This window comes from Sphingobium naphthae (genome assembly GCF_043589935.1).
GTDB lineage: Bacteria > Pseudomonadota > Alphaproteobacteria > Sphingomonadales > Sphingomonadaceae > Sphingobium > Sphingobium naphthae_A.
Map to the genome: position 1 here is coordinate 169,428 of NZ_CP171455.1, position 17,820 is coordinate 187,247.

The 17,820-nt window shown below is 66.6% G+C and carries 16 protein-coding genes; 8 read left to right on the forward strand and 8 right to left on the reverse strand.

Going from position 1 to position 17,820, the window contains the following annotated elements; translation table 11 throughout:
• Window positions 1-13 precede the first annotated feature (13 nt).
• Both ACGGKE_RS15890 and ACGGKE_RS15895 read right to left on the reverse strand, forming a co-directional pair.
• Window positions 14-1,021 (reverse strand): NADPH:quinone oxidoreductase family protein, encoded by a 1,008-nt coding sequence (locus ACGGKE_RS15890; protein ID WP_394442953.1) that lies wholly within the window; start codon window positions 1,019-1,021, stop codon window positions 14-16.
• Window positions 1,018-1,830, reverse strand: coding sequence for a tyrosine-protein phosphatase (locus tag ACGGKE_RS15895; protein WP_394442956.1), 813 nt, complete (start codon window positions 1,828-1,830; stop codon window positions 1,018-1,020). Before ACGGKE_RS15895 ends, ACGGKE_RS15890 begins: the two co-directional genes overlap by 4 nt.
• Window positions 1,831-1,853: 23 nt before the next feature.
• Between ACGGKE_RS15895 and ACGGKE_RS15900 the strand changes: the two genes are divergently transcribed.
• Complete coding sequence (locus tag ACGGKE_RS15900) at window positions 1,854-2,741, forward strand: acyl-CoA thioesterase (protein WP_394442958.1); 888 nt, start codon at window positions 1,854-1,856, stop codon at window positions 2,739-2,741.
• Between the two features lie 14 nt (window positions 2,742-2,755).
• On the opposite strand, the gene ACGGKE_RS15905 is transcribed toward ACGGKE_RS15900, so the two are convergent.
• Complete coding sequence (locus tag ACGGKE_RS15905; RefSeq protein WP_394442960.1) at window positions 2,756-3,223, reverse strand: MaoC family dehydratase; 468 nt, start codon at window positions 3,221-3,223, stop codon at window positions 2,756-2,758.
• A 110-nt stretch (window positions 3,224-3,333) separates the two neighbouring features.
• Window positions 3,334-4,638, reverse strand: a complete 1,305-nt coding sequence (locus ACGGKE_RS15910; RefSeq protein ID WP_394442962.1) for a TetR/AcrR family transcriptional regulator — start codon at window positions 4,636-4,638, stop codon at window positions 3,334-3,336.
• 147 nt (window positions 4,639-4,785) lie between these two features.
• Here ACGGKE_RS15910 and ACGGKE_RS15915 point away from each other — a divergent pair, with 147 nt between their 5' ends.
• The 3 genes from ACGGKE_RS15915 to ACGGKE_RS15925 are packed head-to-tail and all read left to right on the forward strand — an operon-like array spanning window position 4,786 to window position 7,439.
• Entirely contained in the window at window positions 4,786-5,838 is a 1,053-nt protein-coding gene (locus ACGGKE_RS15915; RefSeq protein WP_394442964.1) for a phosphotransferase family protein, read from the forward strand.
• 24 nt (window positions 5,839-5,862) lie between these two features.
• Complete coding sequence (locus tag ACGGKE_RS15920) at window positions 5,863-6,627, forward strand: SDR family NAD(P)-dependent oxidoreductase (RefSeq protein WP_394442966.1); 765 nt, start codon at window positions 5,863-5,865, stop codon at window positions 6,625-6,627.
• The gene (locus ACGGKE_RS15925) at window positions 6,624-7,439 is read left to right on the forward strand and encodes an SDR family NAD(P)-dependent oxidoreductase (RefSeq protein WP_394442968.1); all 816 of its coding nucleotides are present in this window, start codon (window positions 6,624-6,626) and stop codon (window positions 7,437-7,439) included. The genes ACGGKE_RS15920 and ACGGKE_RS15925 overlap by 4 nt, the downstream gene beginning before the upstream one ends.
• 21 nt (window positions 7,440-7,460) lie before the next feature.
• Here ACGGKE_RS15925 and ACGGKE_RS15930 read toward each other — a convergent pair whose 3' ends face one another.
• Window positions 7,461-9,212 (reverse strand): class I adenylate-forming enzyme family protein, encoded by a 1,752-nt coding sequence (locus ACGGKE_RS15930; protein WP_394442971.1) that lies wholly within the window; start codon window positions 9,210-9,212, stop codon window positions 7,461-7,463.
• Window positions 9,213-9,411: 199 nt separating this feature from the next.
• Between ACGGKE_RS15930 and ACGGKE_RS15935 the strand changes: the two genes are divergently transcribed.
• The 4 genes from ACGGKE_RS15935 to ACGGKE_RS15950 are packed head-to-tail and all read left to right on the forward strand — an operon-like array spanning window position 9,412 to window position 14,175.
• Window positions 9,412-11,460, forward strand: a complete 2,049-nt coding sequence (locus tag ACGGKE_RS15935) for a 3-hydroxyacyl-CoA dehydrogenase NAD-binding domain-containing protein (protein WP_394442973.1) — start codon at window positions 9,412-9,414, stop codon at window positions 11,458-11,460.
• Complete coding sequence (locus ACGGKE_RS15940; RefSeq protein WP_394442975.1) at window positions 11,453-11,860, forward strand: VOC family protein; 408 nt, start codon at window positions 11,453-11,455, stop codon at window positions 11,858-11,860. The genes ACGGKE_RS15935 and ACGGKE_RS15940 overlap by 8 nt, the downstream gene beginning before the upstream one ends.
• Window positions 11,857-13,041 (forward strand): acyl-CoA dehydrogenase family protein, encoded by a 1,185-nt coding sequence (locus ACGGKE_RS15945; RefSeq protein ID WP_394442977.1) that lies wholly within the window; start codon window positions 11,857-11,859, stop codon window positions 13,039-13,041. The genes ACGGKE_RS15940 and ACGGKE_RS15945 overlap by 4 nt, the downstream gene beginning before the upstream one ends.
• Window positions 13,042-13,044: 3 nt before the next feature.
• Window positions 13,045-14,175, forward strand: a complete 1,131-nt coding sequence (locus ACGGKE_RS15950) for an acyl-CoA dehydrogenase family protein (RefSeq protein WP_394442979.1) — start codon at window positions 13,045-13,047, stop codon at window positions 14,173-14,175.
• Between the two features lie 105 nt (window positions 14,176-14,280).
• Here the strand turns inward: ACGGKE_RS15950 and ACGGKE_RS15955 are convergent, their stop codons facing one another.
• The 3 genes from ACGGKE_RS15955 to ACGGKE_RS15965 are packed head-to-tail and all read right to left on the reverse strand — an operon-like array spanning window position 14,281 to window position 17,797.
• Entirely contained in the window at window positions 14,281-15,366 is a 1,086-nt protein-coding gene (locus tag ACGGKE_RS15955) for an acyl-CoA dehydrogenase family protein (RefSeq protein WP_394442981.1), read from the reverse strand.
• A gap of 3 nt (window positions 15,367-15,369) precedes the next feature.
• Window positions 15,370-16,566 carry an acyl-CoA dehydrogenase family protein gene (locus ACGGKE_RS15960; RefSeq protein ID WP_394442983.1) on the reverse strand — a complete coding sequence of 399 codons (1,197 nt, stop codon included), beginning with the start codon at window positions 16,564-16,566 and terminating at the stop codon, window positions 15,370-15,372.
• 25 nt (window positions 16,567-16,591) lie between these two features.
• Entirely contained in the window at window positions 16,592-17,797 is a 1,206-nt protein-coding gene (locus ACGGKE_RS15965; RefSeq protein ID WP_394442985.1) for an acetyl-CoA C-acyltransferase, read from the reverse strand.
• Window positions 17,798-17,820 lie beyond the last annotated feature (23 nt).

A 17,820-nucleotide genomic window follows, 5' to 3' on the forward strand; every position in this document is an offset into this window, starting at 1 on the left:
GCGGCGCATGCAATCAGGCGCCTGGGCGCAAGTCCACCACTACCTTGCCCACCGCCTTGCGGTCGGAAAGCCAGGCGATCGCCTCACCGGCCCGTTCCAGCGGCCAGCTGCGATCGATGCGCGGCCGGATCTTGCCATCCTCCCACCAGCGGAAAAGCTGCGCGACATGGGCGCGGTTGCGATCGGGATAGCGGGCGGCGAACCCGCCCCAGAACACGCCGCGCACGTCGCAGCTCTTGAGCAAGGTCAGGTTGAGAGGGAGATGCGGGATGCCCGCGGGAAAGCCGACCACCAGATAGCGCCCTTCCCAGGCGATGGCGCGCAGCGCGGGATCGCAATAGTCGCCCCCCACCGGATCATAGATCATATGCGCGCCGTCAGGCCCCACCTTATCCTTGAACGCCTGCGCCAGCGCCTTCGACTGCGCCTTGTCGAACGGCGCGCGGCCGTAGATCAGCACATCGTCCGCGCCCGCGTCGCGCGCCGCCTGCGCCTTCTCCTCCGACGACACGGCGGCCACGACGCGCGCGCCCATCGCCTTGCCGATCTCGATCGCGGCCAGGCCGACGCCCCCTGCCGCGCCCAGCACCAGCAACGTCTCCCCCGCCGCCAGCGCGCCGCGATCGACCAGCGCATGGATGGTCGTGGCATAGGTCATCAGCAGCGCCGCCCCCTCCATCGGATCGCGTCCGTGCGGCAGGGCGAACGCCTTGGCGGCGGGCAGCAGCATATAGTCCGACAGGCCGCCATGGCCCGTCACCGCGATCAGCCGATCACCGGGCGCCCACCCCTCGACACCCTCGCCGACCGCAGCAACTTCGGCGCAGATTTCGCTCCCCGGCGCGAACGGGCGCTCGGGCTTGAACTGATATTTATCCTCGATGATCAGCACGTCGGGATAGTTGATCGCGCAGACCAGCACCTTGACGAGCAATTCGCCCCGACCGGCGGTCGGCACCGGCCGGTCCGCCAGCACCAGCGTCTCCGGCCCGCCTGCAGCTTGCGACAATAATGCCTTCATAGTCTCTCCCCTTCCCTGTTTTCCAGCAAGTTCGCTCGCAGCCGCGCGATCACTGGCGCGGTCACGCCGATGCTGTCCAGATAGGGCGCCATTCCGCCCCAGTCGCGATCGATCGCATCCAGCGCCGACAGGATGAAGTCCGACCGCGCGTCGGTCATCACCGCCAGCGCGTCGGCGGGATAGCGGGTGCGGAACCGCGCGACGGATTCGTCGCGCACCACGCTGCGCACCATCGCGCCCTCGATCCTGCGGGCGTGGGCGGAGGCGACATAATCCGCCACAATGACCTCGCGGCCGCATCCCAGCGCCGCCAGCAGCAACGCCACGGCCATGCCGGTGCGATCCTTGCCGGCCGAACAATGGATGATGCAGGGAAAGGCCCCCTGGCTGATGCGCACCAACAGCTCGCCAAAGACATGCGCCATGGTGCGCGGCAGGTCGGCATAGAAGTCCCGCATCAGCGCTTCCGCCCCGGCCGGCGTGGCGGGATAATCCTGCGCCATGTCGACCAGCCGGCGCTTGTGGCCGGGCCGAAACACATGGGTTTCGACCCCATGTCCCTGCCAGATGGTTGGATCCGCTTCCCGCTCCCGTCGAGCGCGAAGGTCGAAGATAGAAATAATGCCAAGTTCATCCAATAGTCTGAGGTCATTCTCGACCAGATCAGACAAGCGACCCGACCTGAAGACCGATCCCCGGCCAACATACAAATTAGTGTCGTCAGAGATAACTCCACCAATATCTCGGAAGTTTAGAATATCTGGCAAAACATTATTCGGATTTTTCTGGAAATCTATTTGACGCATCATCCTGATCCGACGATATGGTCTGCATGAGACAGGATATATCCCTGATATGGTCGCAGGACATTCGCCGCCTGGTTGATCCCGTGCCGACGGCGCCGCTTGCCGCGCGCGGCGAAGGGCTGGATGGGCCCGCCGGGCGCATCTTCGGCGGGCAGGCGATCGCGCAGGCGCTGATGGCCGCGGCTCAAGCCGAAGGGCAAGGGCGGCTCGCCCATAGCCTCCACGCGTCCTTCCTGCGCGCGGGCGATGTCGGCAAGGCGGTGGACTATCAAGTGACCGAGCATTTTCTGGGGCGCAGCTTCGCCAATCGTCAGGTGATCGCCACGCAGGACGGCCAGCCCATTCTGGTCGTCCAGGTCAGCTTCCATGGCGCCGAGGACGGGCATGTTCATCAGGTCGACATGCGCACGCATCTGACGCCGCAGCAGTCCGCCGACCGCCTGCGCCAGTGGCGCACCCGCACTGACGAGCGCGGCCGCCATTTCGCCGATCGTCTGGACGGCCGGCCGATCGAGATCGTGCCGCTTGATCCCGACGCGCTGTTCGGCGCCGAACCGCAATCGCCGCGATCGGCCTGGTGGATGCGCCTGCGCCATCCGGCGGGCGCGGATCCGGCGGTGCAGCGCGCCCTGCTGGCCTACGCATCCGACATGATGCTGCTGCGCACCGCCATGTTGCCGCACGGCATTCGCCCGTTCAGCCGGGGCGTCCAGACCGCCAGCCTCGATCATGCCATCTGGTTCCACGACACGCCCGACATGGACGATTGGCTGCTGTTCGAAACCGACAGTCCCTGGGCCGGCCATGCGCGGGGCCTTAGCCATGGGCATTTTTTCACCGCGCAGGGCCGGCTGGTCGCCAGCGTCGCGCAGGAAAGCCTGATGCGGATGCGCCGGCCACCGACGCCGGACTAACGCCGGCGCGCGCGTCACGTCGTCGCCTCGCGGGGCAAGACCATCAGGCTTAGCCAGCGCGCGACCAGCGCCGGCCGCTCCTGCGCCTCCAGCAGCAAGGTCACGTCCAGTTCCTGCTGCCATTCGCCGGGACGTTTTTCGGTGAGCGACGCGACGGAAAAGCGCGCGCGCACCGCGCTGCCCACGCGAACGGGCGTGACGAAGCGAACCCGGTCGAACCCGTAATTGACCGCCATCGCCAGCGTCGGCAGCGCCGGTCGGTCGGACTGCGCATGCAATTGCGGCAGCAGCGACAGGAGCAGGAAGCCATGCGCGATGGTGCCGCCGAAGGGCGTCAGCGCCGCGCGTTCAGGATCGACATGAATATATTGATGGTCGCCTGTCAGTTGCGCGAAGGCATCCACCAGTTGCTGGTCGACGCGCAGGGCAGGCGAGCCATAGCTGCACCCGACCAGTCGCTGCAACGCGTCCGCTTGGCTCATATCGCATCGCGCTCCTCTCTCCCCCTGTCATGGAGCGGCGCGACGCAAGTTTCAACCACATATAGGAATTTAGACAGTTCTATATTTCTATCAAATAGTTACGACATACCTCAGGCGCTAAGTTCCTGCCGGTCGAGCGGCACGGCGGCCCATTGCATCGCCAGATCCGAATCGAACAGCCCGCCCAGCACCGTGGATGCATACAGGCCGATCGCCTCCGAACGGTTCAGCCGCGACGCCCAGCGTCGCAGGTCGAAGGCGGAATTGAGCGTCGCGATGATCATCTGGCTGGCGATCATCGGATCGACCAGCCGGATGCTGCCTTCGGCCGCTCCCTCGATCAGATTGCCGGCAAAGCGCACGGCGCTGCGATCCGAACGCTCCACCGCCTCGCCGCGCAGGTTGAGCGGCAACGCCTGCAGCGCGGATGTGCGCGTCAGCGGCCATTGCGCGTCGAACTGGATATCGAGCAGCGAGGCGATGACGCTGGAAAGCCGTTGCCATTCATTGCCGCCCAGCTGCCGCGCCTGCGCCTGCACCTGGGCGATGCGGCCGTAGCTGCGCCGAAAACATTCCAGCACCAGATCATCCTTGGCGTCGAGATGATGATAGAAGCTGCCCTTGGTGACCTTCAGCTCCTCGACGATGCGCAGCACCGAAGCCCCGCGATAGCCCATCTCGTTGATCAGGCGCGTGGCGACGCGCAGGAAATTTTCGGCGCTGCCCTCCTGCGCCGCGACCGCGTCATCCTCCGGGCCGGTGAGCAGCACGGGCGCCCAGACGGCGTCGGACCGGGCGATGCCATGGTCCAATATGTCGAACAGGCGGCGCGATACGCGATCGAACTCGTCCAGCGGATAATGGCTGATCCACACCGGTAGCCAGAAAATGGTTTCCAGCAGCATGTGTGCGCGCCCCGTCATCACCGTCTTGGACGCGGGCTCGGCCGGCGCCTCGAAAAAGGCTCTGACGTCGCGGAAAATCTCCTGGAAGCGGCGCTCCAGCGGCAGACGGATATTATCCTCCAGCGTGCGCAGGTCCGACAGGCTGGCCAGCGCCTTGCCGCGGCCGCGGATGACATCGGCGCGCAGGGCGACATGCTGGTCGACGAAGTGGCGCACCCGCGACCGCGGGTCGGGCTGCGCCCCCGACGCGCGCACCATGTCGTGCAGCCGCTCCATGCTCCGTTCGAACACGGCGGCGGCCAGAAACTCCTTGCGCTTGAAATAATAGGTGATGCTGGTGGTGTTGAGGTCCACCATCTTTGCCACCTCGCCCAGCGTCGTGCCCTTCACGCCCTGAGCATTGATGAAGTCGGTCGCCGCGGCGAGGATTTCCTCGCGCTTCATTTCAAACTTCTGCCGGCTGCGCGGCTTGCGCTTGGCTTGGACGGCCAATTCTGTTTCTTCTGCCATCCACCCCTTATGCCGGAGCGCCACGCGCCGGCCAACATCCTTGTTGCCCGCACCAGTTGAAATATTGGTATGGCTTTAGGCGTTGCTTTCCATTGTTTTTTGAAGATATGGTATCCGCAATCACATCGGGAGAGGATTGCGCAAGCCGTGACAGACAGTGAAAGCGCGCGCCAGCAGACGGATGACGCCGCGTCCCGCCAGCGACTCGAAACCTGGCTGCAGCAGCATGTCGAGGGATTTGGCGTGCTGCAGGACATGCGCAAATTTCCCGGCGGCCAGTCCAACCCCACCTACCGCCTGTCTGACGGCGCGCGCGCCTATGTGCTGCGCCGCAAGCCTTTTGGCGCCATACTGCCCTCCGCTCACGCCGTCGATCGCGAATATCGCGTAATCGCCGCCCTGCATCCGACCGGCTTTCCCGTCGCGCGGCCCCATGCCCTGTGCGACACGGACGCGATCATCGGCGCGCCCTTCTACGTTATGGAGATGGTCGAGGGGCGCACCTTCTGGGACGGCATCCTGCCCGATGCGGACCCATCCGACCGCCGCGCCATCTATCATGCGACCGTCGATGTGCTGGCCGACCTGCACAATCTTTCGCCCGATCGCCTGGGCCTGGGCGACTATGGCGCGCCGGGCAGCTATTTCGAGCGGCAGGTCAAGCGCTGGACCAAGCAATATCGCGCGTCCCAGACCGATGAGATTGAGGAGGTCGAGCGGCTGATCGAATGGCTGCCGCGCACCATGCCGGCGCAGGAGCGGACATCGATCATCCATGGCGATTATCGCATCGACAATCTCATCTTCGCGCCCGATGCGCCGCAGGTGCGGGCGGTGCTCGACTGGGAATTGTCCACGCTGGGCGATCCGCTGGCGGACTTCGCCTATCTGGCGATGAATTGGGCGATCCCGCGCGGCGACCGCCAGGCGCAGCTGGGCGGGGTGGATCTGGCGGCGCTCGGCATACCGGACCTTCAGGAGATGACCGACCGCTATTGCGCCCGCACCGGGCGCAGCGGCGTGCCCGATCTCAACTGGTATTTCGCCTATGGCCTGTTCCGCCTGGTGGGCATCGTGCAAGGCATCAAGAAGCGCGTGCTGGACGGCAACGCATCCAATGCGGAAGCCGAAAAGGCGGCCACACGCGTGCGCCCGCTGGCCGAGCAGGCGTGGCATTTCGCCCGGCAGGCGGGCGCCTGACATCTGACGAAGGGAGAGTGAAGCATGTCGCTGTTCGACGTGAGCGGCAAGGTGGCCGTGGTGACGGGCTCGTCGCGAGGCATTGGCCGCGCCATAGCCGAGGAACTGGCCGCGCAGGGCGCCAGGGTGGTGATTTCCAGCCGCAATCAGGATGCGTGCGATGACGTCGCCGCCGGCATCAATGCGCGCCATGGCGAGGGGCGTGCCATCGCGATCGCCGCCAGCATATCGTCCAAACAGGCGCTGGAGGAGATGTTCGCCGCCGCCCGCGCGCAGCTGGGGCCGATCGACATTCTGGTCTGCAATGCCGCCAGCAATCCCTATTACGGATCGATGGACGGGATCAGCGATGATCAGTTCCGCAAGATCCTGGACAATAATATCCTCGCCAATCACTGGCTGGTCCAGCTCGCCCTGCCCGACATGCGCGCGAAACGGGACGGCGCCATCGTCGTCATTTCCTCGATCGGCGGGCTCAAGGGGTCGGACACGATCGGCGGCTATAATATCTCCAAGGCGGCCGACTTCCAGCTGGTGCGCAACTATGCCGTCGAAAATGGCCGGCATGGCATCCGCGTCAATGCGATCGCGCCCGGCGTGGTGAAGACCGATTTCGCCCGCGCGCTGTGGGAGGATGAAAAGGTCCATGACGCGACCGCTGCCCGCACGCCGATGCGCCGGCTGGGCGATCCGCGCGACATCGCCGGCGCCGCCGTGTTCCTCGCGTCGCCCGCCGCAGCCTGGATGACGGGGCAGATGGTGGTGATCGACGGAGGCATCACCATATGACGCTCCCCCTGGCCGGCAAGGTCGCGATCGTCACCGGCGCGGCGTCCGGCATTGGCCGCGCAACCGCTCGCCGCTTCGCCGCGGCCGGCGCCAGGCTGATCGCCTTCGACCGCAGCGACGCCGTGCGCGACGTGGCGGCGCAGATCGAAGATGAGGGCCATAGCGCCATCGCGGTGACCGGCGACGCCGGGTCGGAAGCGGACATCGCCGCCCTTGTCGACATGGCCGAGCGGCAGCTGGGCCGGCTCGACATCTTTCATGCCAATGCCGGCATCAGCGGCCAGGCGGCGGGCGGCTTTTTCGACGCGACGCCCGACATCTGGATGGAAACGCTGCGCATCAACCTGATCGGCCCCTTCCTGGCGGTCAAGCATGGCGCGCCGGCGATCGCGCGCGCGGGCGGCGGCGCCATCCTGTGCACCGCATCGGTCGCCGGCCTGCGCTCGGGCGCGGGGCCGGCCCATTATTCCGCGTCCAAGGCCGGCGTCATCAATCTGGTGCAGACCGCCGCGCAGCAGCTTGCCGGGTCGGGCGTGCGGATCAACGCCATCTGCCCGGGCCTGATCGAAACCGGCATGACCAAATCCGCCTATGACCGCGCGCGTGCCGCCGGCAAGCTGGACAAGATCGGACAGCTCAATCCGCTGCTGCGCGGCGGCGAGCCCGAGGAGATTGCCGAAGTCGCCCTCTTCCTCGCCTCCGACGCGGCCAGTTATATCCACGGGCAGGCGATCGCCGTCGATGGCGGGCTGTCCAGCTCGCACCCGACGGCGCGCCGCCCGGGCGACCTGCGCGCCGGCGCCGCCTGGTAGGGCGGCGCCGGCGCCTACGGCCTAGCCGTCGAAGAAGGCGCGCAGCTCGACCTTGATGATCTTGCCATTGGCGTTGCGCGGCAGGGGCGTCGGGCAGACATGAATCCGCTCGGGCACCTTGAACGGCGCCAGCCGCGCGCGCACCCATGCCTGCAACACTGCTTCGCTGGCCTCCTGGCCCGGCGCCAGATGGACGATCGCGGCGGGAATCTCTCCCAAGGTGCGGTGCGGCAGGCCGATGAGCGCCGCGTCCGTCACCGCCGGATGGGCGTAGAGGCAGTTTTCGACCTCGATACTATAGATATTCTCGCCGCCCCGGATGACGATATCCTTGGCGCGATCGACGATGTAGCAAAATCCTTCCGCATCCACCCGCGCCAGATCGCCCGTGCGCACCCATCCATCGAAGAAGGTCGCGGCGGTCGCTTCGGGATTGCGCCAATAGCCCTTCACCACCTGGGGCCCGAACGCCCATAGTTCGCCCACTTCGCCGACCGGCATCTCGCGCGCGCCGTCCAGCGCCATGATGCGGATGTCCGACACCGGCAGCGCGGGGCCGCAACTGTCGGGACGATGGACATAATCCTCCCCCGCATGGGTCGTGACGGTCGCCGACGTCTCGGTCATGCCCCAGCCGCTGCTGGGCGAGACACGCATGTCGCTCTCGATCAGCCGCACCAGTTCGGGAGCGGCCGGCGCGCCGCCATAGGCGACCGATTCGAGAGAGGAGAGGTCATATTTGGAGCGATCGGGATGCTCGATCAGCTGCCAGGCGATGGTGGGCACGCCGCCCGTCACCGTGACTTTCTCCCGCTCGATCAGCGCCATCGCCTCGACCGCGTCCCATTTGCGCATCATCACCAGCTTGCTGCCGGTCATCATCGTGCTCATCAGCGAAGCGTTGCAGGCGGTGACGTGGAAGAGCGGGATCACCGTCAGCGCGATGCGCGGGCGCGACGGCGGCGGCTCTTCGCCCCGGCGCAGGCAGGTTCGGTGCGCGCTGAACGCGTTGGCGAGGCTGCCTGTCAGCGCGCTGCGATGGGTGCCGAGCGCGCCCTTGGGCGCGCCCGTGGTGCCGCTGGTGTAGAAGAGCGTCGCCTCGTCATCGGGCTCGATCTCCATTGCCGGCAGGTCCTGGTCCGGCAGGTCGGCATAGCCGCCGGGCGCCCCGATCAGCGCCTCCAGCGCTTCGGCCCCCACGAGCGGCGCCTTCGCTCGCGCCACCCAGATGGCGGCAAGATCGGGCAGCGCATCGCGCAGCGGCGCGATACGTTGATAGCGCTCGCCATCGCAGATCAGCAGCCGCGCGCCCGCATTGTCGAGCCCGTAGCGCAGCTCCTCCGCCTGCCACCAGGCGTTGAGCGGCACGGCGATCGCGCCGATGCTGGTGACGGCGAAGAAGGCGACCGGCCATTCGGGCAGGTTGCGCATCGCGATGGCGACGCGATCGCCCTTTCCCACGCCCTGCTGCTGCAACCGACGCGCCAGCGCGGCCACGGCGCGGAACCAGCCTTCATAGCTGACCCGGTCGCCTTCATAGACGATGAACTCATTGTCGGCGAAGGAGGCGCGCGCATGGCGCGCCAACGCAGCCAGGCTGGGCGGCTGGTTCTTCCACGTGCGCATTCGCACGCCCCGCACCGTCACCTCCTCCAGCTCGAACAGCGATCCCGGCGCGCACAAACGCTCCACCGCGTCGGCCAGGGACAGAGCGGGCCATGTCTGCACCCCGGGTTCAGCCAGCGTCGCGCTGGTCGGACTATCAGCATCCATCTCGCATATTCCTACTTAAGGTTTGTTTTCCCGTAGGCAGTTCCAGCGGAGGCTATGCGCAATTTCTGCGTTCTTCAACTCGGAAAATAAGAAATATCTTGATCTGCCACCTTATTTCCGAAGATATGGTATGCACATTCAGAGTCGGGCGGCCTGCCGCCGCGACGGGCAAAACGATCGATGCATATGGGGAGAGGTGATGAGCGTGATCAGCACGAAGCGCGACGGCGACATTCTGGTCGTCACGGCGGACAATCCGCCCGTGAACGCCCTGTCGGCGCAGGTGCGCGCCGGCCTGGCCGATGCGATGGCGCAGGCTTCGGCCGATGACGACATTCGCGCCGTCGTCATCCGCGCGGCCGGGCGCACCTTCTTCGCCGGAGCGGACATCACCGAATTCGGCAAGCCTCCTATGGAGCCCAGCCTTCCCGCCGTCATCGACGCCATCGAACAATGCGGCAAGCCAGTGGTCGCCGCGATCCATGGCACCGCGCTCGGCGGTGGGCTGGAGGTTGCGCTTGGCTGCCATTATCGCATCGCGGCGGCTTCGGCCAAGCTGGGCCTGCCCGAAGTAAAGCTTGGCCTGCTCCCCGGTGCGGGCGGCACGCAGCGTCTGCCGCGCGTCGTCGGCGTCGCCGAAGCGCTGCCGATGATCGTGACCGGCGCCCCCATCTCCGCCGCGAAAGCGCAGCAGATCGGCCTTGTCGACCGACTGGTGGATGACGCCGCGCTCGACCAGGATGCCATCGCCTTTGCGCGCTCCGTCATCGGCGACGACCATCCCGTGTCGAGCGCGCGGACCGACAAGCTGGCGGGGACGCCGGACGGCTTCTTCGACGCCTATCGCACCGCCAATGCGCGGCGGATCAAGGGGCAGGATGCGCCGCAGGCGTGCATCGCCGCGGTGGAGGCTGCCACCACCCTGCCCTTTGCCGAGGGTGTCGCAAAGGAGCGCAGCCTCTTCACATCGCTGGTCCAAGGCGACCAGTCGAAGGCGCTGCGCCATGTCTTCTTCGCCGAGCGCGCCGCCGCCCGGATCGACGGACTTCCCGAAGGCACGCAGCCCCTGCCGGTCGCCAAGGTCGGCATCATCGGCGCGGGCACGATGGGCGGCGGCATCGCCATGAATTTCCTGTCTGCCGGCATTCCCGTCGTCATGGTCGAGCGCGAGCAGGCGGCGCTTGACCGCGGCGTGGGCATCATTCGCAAAAATTACGACGCCACCGCGGCCAAGGGACGGATCAAGCCGGAGCAGGTGGATCGGGCCATGGGCTTGCTGTCGACCTCGCTCGACTATGGCGAATTTGCCGATTGCGACCTGGTGATCGAGGCAGTGTTCGAACTCATGGACATCAAGAAGGACGTGTTCGGCAAGCTTGACGCCATCTGCAAGCCGGGCGCGATCCTCGCCACCAATACCAGCTATCTCGATGTGGACGAGATTGCGGCGGCGACCTCTCGCCCCGAATGGGTCGTGGGCCTGCATTTCTTCTCGCCCGCCAATGTCATGCGGCTGCTGGAGGTCGTTCGCGGCGCCAGGACATCGCCGCAGGTCATGGCTACCGCCATGGCGCTCGCCCGGCGCATCGGCAAGGTCGCCGTGGTGTCGGGGGTCTGCCACGGCTTCATCGGCAACCGCATCCTGGCCGCCCGCACGCGCGAGGCCAATGCGCTGCTGATGGAAGGCGCACGGCCGGCGCAGGTGGATCAGGTCGTGCTCGACTTCGGTTTTCCCATGGGGCCCTTCCAGATGGGCGATCTCGCCGGGCTTGATCTGGGCTGGGACCCGGAAAAATCCTCCAGCGCGACGATCCGCGAAGTCTTGTGCGAGCGCGGGCGGCGCGGCCAGAAAACCGGCAAGGGCTTCTACGACTATGACGAGAAGCGCAATCGCACGCCATCGCCCGAAGTGGATGCGATCATCGCCGATTTCGCCGCAAAGTCGGGCAAGGAACAGCGCATGATCAGCGATCAGGAGATACGCGAGCGGCTCTTCTACCCCATGGTCAATGAAGCCGCGCTGATCCTGGAGGAAGGCATCGCCCAGCGCCCCTCGGACATCGATATCGTCTGGCTGAACGGCTATGGCTGGCCAGCCTGGACGGGCGGTCCGACCTTCTGGGCGGACCAGGTCGGCCTGGACGTGATCGTCGCTGGTCTCCAGGCCCATGCCGATCAGCTGACCGATGTCCGCCTGTCGACCCTGCTCCAGGACAAGGCCGCGCAGGGAGGCCGCTTCAATGGCTGAGGCGGCCACCCGCGCGCGCGACACGCTCGCCTTCTTCAAGATCGTCACTGCCGATGTCGAGCGGGCCGAGGCTTTCTTCACCGGCGCCTTCGCCATGGAGCGCACCAATCAGGTCGAAGGACCAACCTTTCGCGAGATCATGCTGACCGCGCCGGGCGGCGGCTTCACGCTGGTCCTGTTTCAGTGGCGCGACGGCCGCGCCTTGCAGAGCGGGTCGCTCCATGGCCCGATCGGCTTCATCACGCGCGATTTCGACACGTCGCTGGCGCAGGCGATTGCTCATGGCGCAACGCTGGACCAGGGGCCGTTCGACTATGGTGGCGGCCGGGTCGCCTTCTTGCTCGGCCCGGAGGGTCATGAGATCGAGCTGATGGCGCGCGCCGGAAAGGCGGCGGCATGAGCGAGGATCAGGCCGCGTTCCGCGCCGAAACCCGCGCCTGGCTGGAAGCCAATTGCCCGCCCGAAATGCGCGAGCCGGTGCGGTCCGACAAGGATGTCTGCTGGGGCGGGCGCAAGGCCCGGTTCAGCAGCGCCGCGCAAAAGCATTGGCTCGACATCATGGGCGCGCGGGGCTGGACCGTGCCCGACTGGCCGGCACGCTATGGCGGGGGCGGACTGTCGCCCGGCCAGGCCAAGATCGTGCGCCAGGAAATGGCCGATCTTGGCTGCCGCACGCCGCTGCACAGCTTCGGCATCTCGATGCTGGGCCCCGCGCTGCTGCGCTATGGCACGGAAGAACAGAAGCTGGAGCATCTGCCGCGGATCGCGCGTGGCGAGATACGCTGGTGCCAGGGCTATTCCGAACCCAATGCGGGATCGGACCTTGCCAGCCTTGCCACTCGCGCGGAGGACATGGGCGATCATTTCCTGGTCAACGGGCAGAAGGTGTGGACCAGCTATGCCGATCAGGCCGACTGGATCTTCTGCCTCGTCCGGACCGATCCGACGAACAAGCATCGCGGCATATCCTTCCTGCTGTTCGACATGGAGTCGCCAGGCGTATCGACCCGGCCGATCCTGCTGATCTCGGGCTATTCGCCCTTTTGCGAAACCTTCTTCGACAATGTGAAGGTGCCCAAGGACCAGCTGGTGGGCGAGATCAACCGTGGCTGGGACGTCGCCAAATATCTGCTCGGCCATGAGCGCGAGATGATTTCGGGCATGGGCACGCAGGGCGGCGCCATTTCCCTGTCCAGAATCGCGCTCGCCAATCTGGGCGCGGAGGCCGACGGCCGGCTGGCCGACCCGATCCTGCGCGCACGCATCGCCCAGTTCGACCTGCGGGCCGAAGCGTTCCGCGCGATGTCGGAGCGGTTCCTCGACGAGCTCAAGGCCGGCAAGGCGCATCCCGCCCAGCCCTCGATGATGAAATATACCGGCACGGAGCTGAACAAGCAGCGCTATGAACTCGCCATGGCGGCGGGGGGATCGACGGCGCTCGAGTGGGACAGCGAAGAATCGCGTCAGGGCGCCGCCGCGCGCGCCTGGCTGCGCACCAAGGCCAATTCGATCGAGGGCGGCACGTCCGAAATCCAGCTCAACATTATCGCCAAGCGCATTCTCACGCTGCCCGGAGCCTGACCCATGCCCATGTTCCTCACCGACGAGCAGGTGATGCTCGCCGACACCGCGCGCCCGTTCCTCGCCGACACCGCCCCGGTGGCGCACCGGCGGGCGCTGCGCGACGCGGATGACGAAAGGGGCTATGTCCCCGATCTGTGGCGGCGTTTCGCCGAAATGGGCTTTACCGGCATCGTCGCCGATGAGGCCGATGGCGGCCTGGGCCTGGGCCATGTCGAAGCCGGGATCGTGCTTGAGGAAATCGGCCGCAACCTCACGCCCTCGCCCTTCCTTTCGACCGCCGTGGGCGCGGTGACCGCGCTCAAGGGCGCGAGCGAGCCGCTGCGGCGCCGCCATCTGCCCGCGATCCTGGCGGGGGAGAGCATCGCCGCCATCGCGATCGACGAAGCCGCGCGCCATCGGCCCCGCCATATCGGCCTGCGGGCGGAGCGATCCGGCAACGGCTTCCGCCTCAGCGGCACGAAGCGCTTCGTGCCCTTCGGCCATGTCGCCGATCTGCTGATCGTCGCTGCGCGCACGAGCGGCGCGCCCGACGATGCGGACGGCATCACCCTCTTCGCCGTGCCGGGCGACGCCGCAACCGCGTCGCCGCGCCGCTTGGCCGACGCCAGCCTCGCCGCCCAGCTCGACTTTGCCGATGTTGCGATCGATGGCGACGCGGTGATCGGAGAGGTCGATGGCGGCCGCTGCCCGCTAGACGCGCTGCTCACCGTGCTGCGGACCGGCGCGGCGTCGGAAATGCTGGGGCTCGCCAATGGCGCCACCGACATGACGATGGCCTATCTGCGCGACCGCAAGCAGTTCGGCCAGGCGATCGGCAGCTTCCAGGCGCTGCAGCACCGCGCCGCCCATCTCTATTGCGAGCTGGAGGTCGCCCGCGCGGCGGTGCTCAAGGCGCAGCAGCTGCTCGACCAGGGCGCAGACGCGGCGGATCGCGCCGCGACGGTCGCCAAGGGCATGGTCGGCTTCGCCAGCCTGCTCGCGGTGCAGGAGGGGGTGCAGATGCATGGCGGCATCGGCATGACCGACGAATATGATATCGGCTTCTACATGAAGCGGCAGCGCGTGCTGGCCGAACTTTATGGCGACAGCGATTTCCACGCCGACCGTCTCGCCCGCCTGTCGGGCTATTGACCCGCCGCGCCCCTGCCGCCTCTCTGAACCGCCGGCAATACGAAGCGCCCCCCTCCCGCAAGCGAGAGGGGGGCGTCTTGCTTCATCCCTGCCGCATCGGCAGCGTCAGGACGCCGTTGCCAATGCGTCCTGGCCCAGCGCGATGAACCGTTCGAGATGCATGTCCTCGTCGCCCAGCTGATGGCCGATCATCACCAGCCGCTTGGCATAATGGGACAGCGGCAATTCCCAGGTCATGCCGATGCCGCCATGCATCTGGATCGCCTCTTCGGCGGCCAGGGAACCGACGCGGCCGACGGTGAACTTGGCGGCCGACACCGCCTTCTCCCGTTCCAGCCGCCCCTTGGCGAAGCGGTCGGCCGCGTTGATCGCGGACGATCGCGCCTGTTCGATTTCCAGCGCCAGCGTCGCCATGCGATGCTGCAGCGCCTGGAACTTGCCGATGGCGATGCCGAACTGCTTGCGGGTGCGCAGATATTCCAGCGTCTGGACCTTGAGCGCATCCATGATCGCCACCGCTTCCCAGCAGAGCGCGACCAGACCCGCGGCGACCGCTTCCTCGATGATGGCGCTCGCTTCGCCCGCTTGCCCCAGCAGCGTCGCGGCCGCGCCATCCAGCATCAGCTCGCCGGCCGCGCCGCCGTCGATCAGCGGATAATCGCGTATCTCGATCCCCGGCGCACCCTTCTCGATCAGAAACAGGGAAGGCCCCTCCCCTGTCCGCGCGGCGACGACGATGCGGTCGGCGCTCGCTGCGAAGGGCACGACGGGCTGCGTTCCCGTCAGTGCCCAGCCTTCCCCGTCCGCGACGCCCTGCGCGGCGTCGCTGTCCAGCGCGGCGGACAGGATCACTTCCCCGGCGATCGCCTGCTCCAGCAGCGCCGTCTCGCCCGTCGCGGCGAGCGCGCGGCCGGCCAGCAGCGTGCCCAGGAACGGCCCCACCGCCAGCGCCTTGCCGACCTCGGCAAACACGACGCCGATGTCGAAGGCCGATCCGCCGAAACCGCCGCTCGCCTCGTCGAACAGTGCGCCGATCACGCCCAGCTCGGCCAGCTGGGCCCAGACCGGCCGCGACCAGCCCTCGGCCGTTTCGATCACCGTCTCGCGAGTCTTCCAGTCAAAATTGCCGGCCAGGAACCGGCCCAAAGTATCGACCAGCATCTGCCGGTCCTCGCCCAGCGAAAAATCCATGGCTCAAAGCTCCAATATGGCCTTGCTGATGATCTCGCGCTGCACCTCGTTGGAGCCGCCGAAGATCGAAAGCTTGCGATAGTTGAAATAATGGGATGCGGCGGGCGCGGCGAAATCGGGACCGACGGCGGGGCCGTTGAACCCTTCCTCCAGCGCCTCGGTCACGAAAGGCTGGGCATGGACACCCGCGGCGCGGCGCATCAGGTCGGAAATCTGCTGGCGGATCTCGGTCCCCCGGATCTTGAGCATCGAGCTTTCCGCCGTCGGCGCATGCCCGGCCCCCGCTGCGGCCAGGACGCGCAAATTGGTCGTCTTCATATTTTCCAGGTCGATTTCCAGCCGGGCGAGACGCGCCGCGAACTGCGGGTCCTGCGCCAGGGGGCGGCCGTTTCGCCGCTGTGTCGCCGCCACCTGCTTCAGCCGTTCGAACGCCGCCATGGATGCACCCACGCCGGCGATGTTGGTCCGTTCATAGGTCAGCAGATATTTGGCGTAGGTCCACCCCTTATTCTCCTCCCCGACCAGATTTTCGACCGGCACGCGCACATCGGTGAAGAAGACCTCGTTCACCTCATAATCGCCGTCGAGCAGCTTGATCGGCCGCACCTCGATGCCGGGCGTCTTCATGTCGATCAGCAGGAAGGAAATGCCTTCCTGCTTCTTGCCCTTATTGTCGGTGCGCACCAGGCAGAAGATCATGTCGGCATATTGGCCCAGCGTGGTCCAGGTCTTCTGACCGTTCACGACATAATGATCGCCCTCGCGCACCGCGCTGGTCTTGAGCGCGGCAAGATCGGACCCGGCGCCCGGCTCCGAATAGCCCTGGCACCACCAGTCGGTCCCGTCGAGGATGCGGGGCAGCCAATGTTTCTTCTGCGCTTCCGACCCATATTTGATCAGCACCGGCGCCAGCATCGACAGGCCGAACGGCACGATCCGCGGCGCATGGGCCAGCGCGACCTCGGTTTCGAAGATGAAGCGCTGCATCACGCTCCAGCCCGTGCCGCCCCATTCGACCGGCCAGTGATTGGCCAGCCAACCGCGCGCGTTGAGGATGGCGTGCCATTCCTCCATGTCCGCCTTGGTCAGGCGCTGGCCCTTGCGCACCTTGTCCGACAGGCGGGCGGGCAGCTTGTCCTGAAGGAAGGCGCGCACCTCCGCGCGAAACGCCTCATCCTCTTGCGTGAAACTCAGGTCCATGATGATTTCCCCCATTGGTGCAGGGTCAGATGATTTCGAACAGGCCGGCCGCGCCCATGCCGCCCGCGACGCACATCGACACGACGATATGGCGCACGCCCCGGCGGCGCCCCTCGATCAGGGCATGGCCGACCAGGCGGCTGCCGGTCATGCCGAAAGGATGGCCGATGGCGATCGCGCCGCCATTGACGTTCAGCTTTTCCGGGTCGATGCCCAGCGTGTCGCGGCAGTACAGCGCCTGGCTGGCAAAAGCCTCGTTGATTTCCCACAGGCCGATATCTTCGACCTTCAGCCCCGCGCGATCGAGCAGCTTGGGAATGGCGAAGACCGGGCCGATGCCCATTTCGTCGGGGCGGCATCCCGCGACCTGAAACCCGCGGAACACGCCCAGGATCGGGCGGCCTTCCGCCTCGGCGATGGCGCGGTCCATCACGATCTGCGCGGACGCGCCGTCGGACAGCTGGCTGGCGTTACCGGCGGTCACGTTGCGCCCCTCCTTGATCGTCAGCCCGTCCTTCCAGACCGGCTTCAGCGCGGACAGGCCTTCATAGCTGGTGTCGGCGCGGACCCCCTCGTCCTGCGCCAGCGTCACCGTCTCCCGCCCCGCCTCGGTCCCGTCCTTGTTCCACAGGATTTTCTCCGCGGTCAGCGGCACGATCTCCGCGTCGAACCGGCCGGCGGCGATGCCCGCGGCAGCGCGGCGCTGGCTTTCGGCGGCGAAGCGATCCTGCGCCTCGCGCGACACGCCATAGCGCTCGGCGACGATCTCGGCCGTCTCGATCATCGCCATATAGGCGTCGGGTTCATTGTCGAGCACGGCCTGCGATCGCCAGTCGGGCTTCACCAGCCCCGGCTTCATCGTCATCGAAATGGATTCGCCCCCGCCCGCCAGCGCGACATCGGTGTCGTTCGCCATGATGGATCGCGCGGCCAACGCCACGGTGGTCAGCCCGGACGCGCATTTGCGGTCCAGCGTGAAGCCGGCCAGCGACTGCGGCAGCTTGCCGGCAAAGACGGCCAGGCGGCCGATATTGAAGAATTGCTGCCCATATTGGTTGCCGGTGCCATAGAAGACATCGTCGATGCGGGCGGGATCGATCCCCGCGCGCTCCACGGCGGCGGCCATGACATGAGCGGCCAGCATGGCGGGCTCGCAATTGTTGAACGCCCCGCGATTGGCGCGGCCGATCGGCGTGCGCGCGGTTGAAACGATGACGGCTTCCCGGCTCATATCTCTTCCTCTTCCTTGTCGAT

What these genes read in the sequence shown, in the direction of transcription:
- ACGGKE_RS15960 (WP_394442983.1), bottom strand. Translation starts at nt 16,566, where the DNA reads ATGGACCTGAGTTTCACGCAAGAGGATGAGGCGTTTCGCGCGGAGGTG.
- ACGGKE_RS15950 (WP_394442979.1), top strand. Translation starts at nt 13,045, where the DNA reads ATGCCCATGTTCCTCACCGACGAGCAGGTGATGCTCGCCGACACCGCG.
- ACGGKE_RS15910 (WP_394442962.1), bottom strand. Translation starts at nt 4,638, where the DNA reads ATGGCAGAAGAAACAGAATTGGCCGTCCAAGCCAAGCGCAAGCCGCGC.
- ACGGKE_RS15965 (WP_394442985.1), bottom strand. Translation starts at nt 17,797, where the DNA reads ATGAGCCGGGAAGCCGTCATCGTTTCAACCGCGCGCACGCCGATCGGC.
- ACGGKE_RS15930 (WP_394442971.1), bottom strand. Translation starts at nt 9,212, where the DNA reads ATGGATGCTGATAGTCCGACCAGCGCGACGCTGGCTGAACCCGGGGTG.
- ACGGKE_RS15895 (WP_394442956.1), bottom strand. Translation starts at nt 1,830, where the DNA reads ATGATGCGTCAAATAGATTTCCAGAAAAATCCGAATAATGTTTTGCCA.
- ACGGKE_RS15905 (WP_394442960.1), bottom strand. Translation starts at nt 3,223, where the DNA reads ATGAGCCAAGCGGACGCGTTGCAGCGACTGGTCGGGTGCAGCTATGGC.
- ACGGKE_RS15935 (WP_394442973.1), top strand. Translation starts at nt 9,412, where the DNA reads ATGAGCGTGATCAGCACGAAGCGCGACGGCGACATTCTGGTCGTCACG.
- ACGGKE_RS15920 (WP_394442966.1), top strand. Translation starts at nt 5,863, where the DNA reads ATGTCGCTGTTCGACGTGAGCGGCAAGGTGGCCGTGGTGACGGGCTCG.
- ACGGKE_RS15890 (WP_394442953.1), bottom strand. Translation starts at nt 1,021, where the DNA reads ATGAAGGCATTATTGTCGCAAGCTGCAGGCGGGCCGGAGACGCTGGTG.
- ACGGKE_RS15900 (WP_394442958.1), top strand. Translation starts at nt 1,854, where the DNA reads ATGAGACAGGATATATCCCTGATATGGTCGCAGGACATTCGCCGCCTG.
- ACGGKE_RS15940 (WP_394442975.1), top strand. Translation starts at nt 11,453, where the DNA reads ATGGCTGAGGCGGCCACCCGCGCGCGCGACACGCTCGCCTTCTTCAAG.
- ACGGKE_RS15925 (WP_394442968.1), top strand. Translation starts at nt 6,624, where the DNA reads ATGACGCTCCCCCTGGCCGGCAAGGTCGCGATCGTCACCGGCGCGGCG.
- ACGGKE_RS15955 (WP_394442981.1), bottom strand. Translation starts at nt 15,366, where the DNA reads ATGGATTTTTCGCTGGGCGAGGACCGGCAGATGCTGGTCGATACTTTG.
- ACGGKE_RS15945 (WP_394442977.1), top strand. Translation starts at nt 11,857, where the DNA reads ATGAGCGAGGATCAGGCCGCGTTCCGCGCCGAAACCCGCGCCTGGCTG.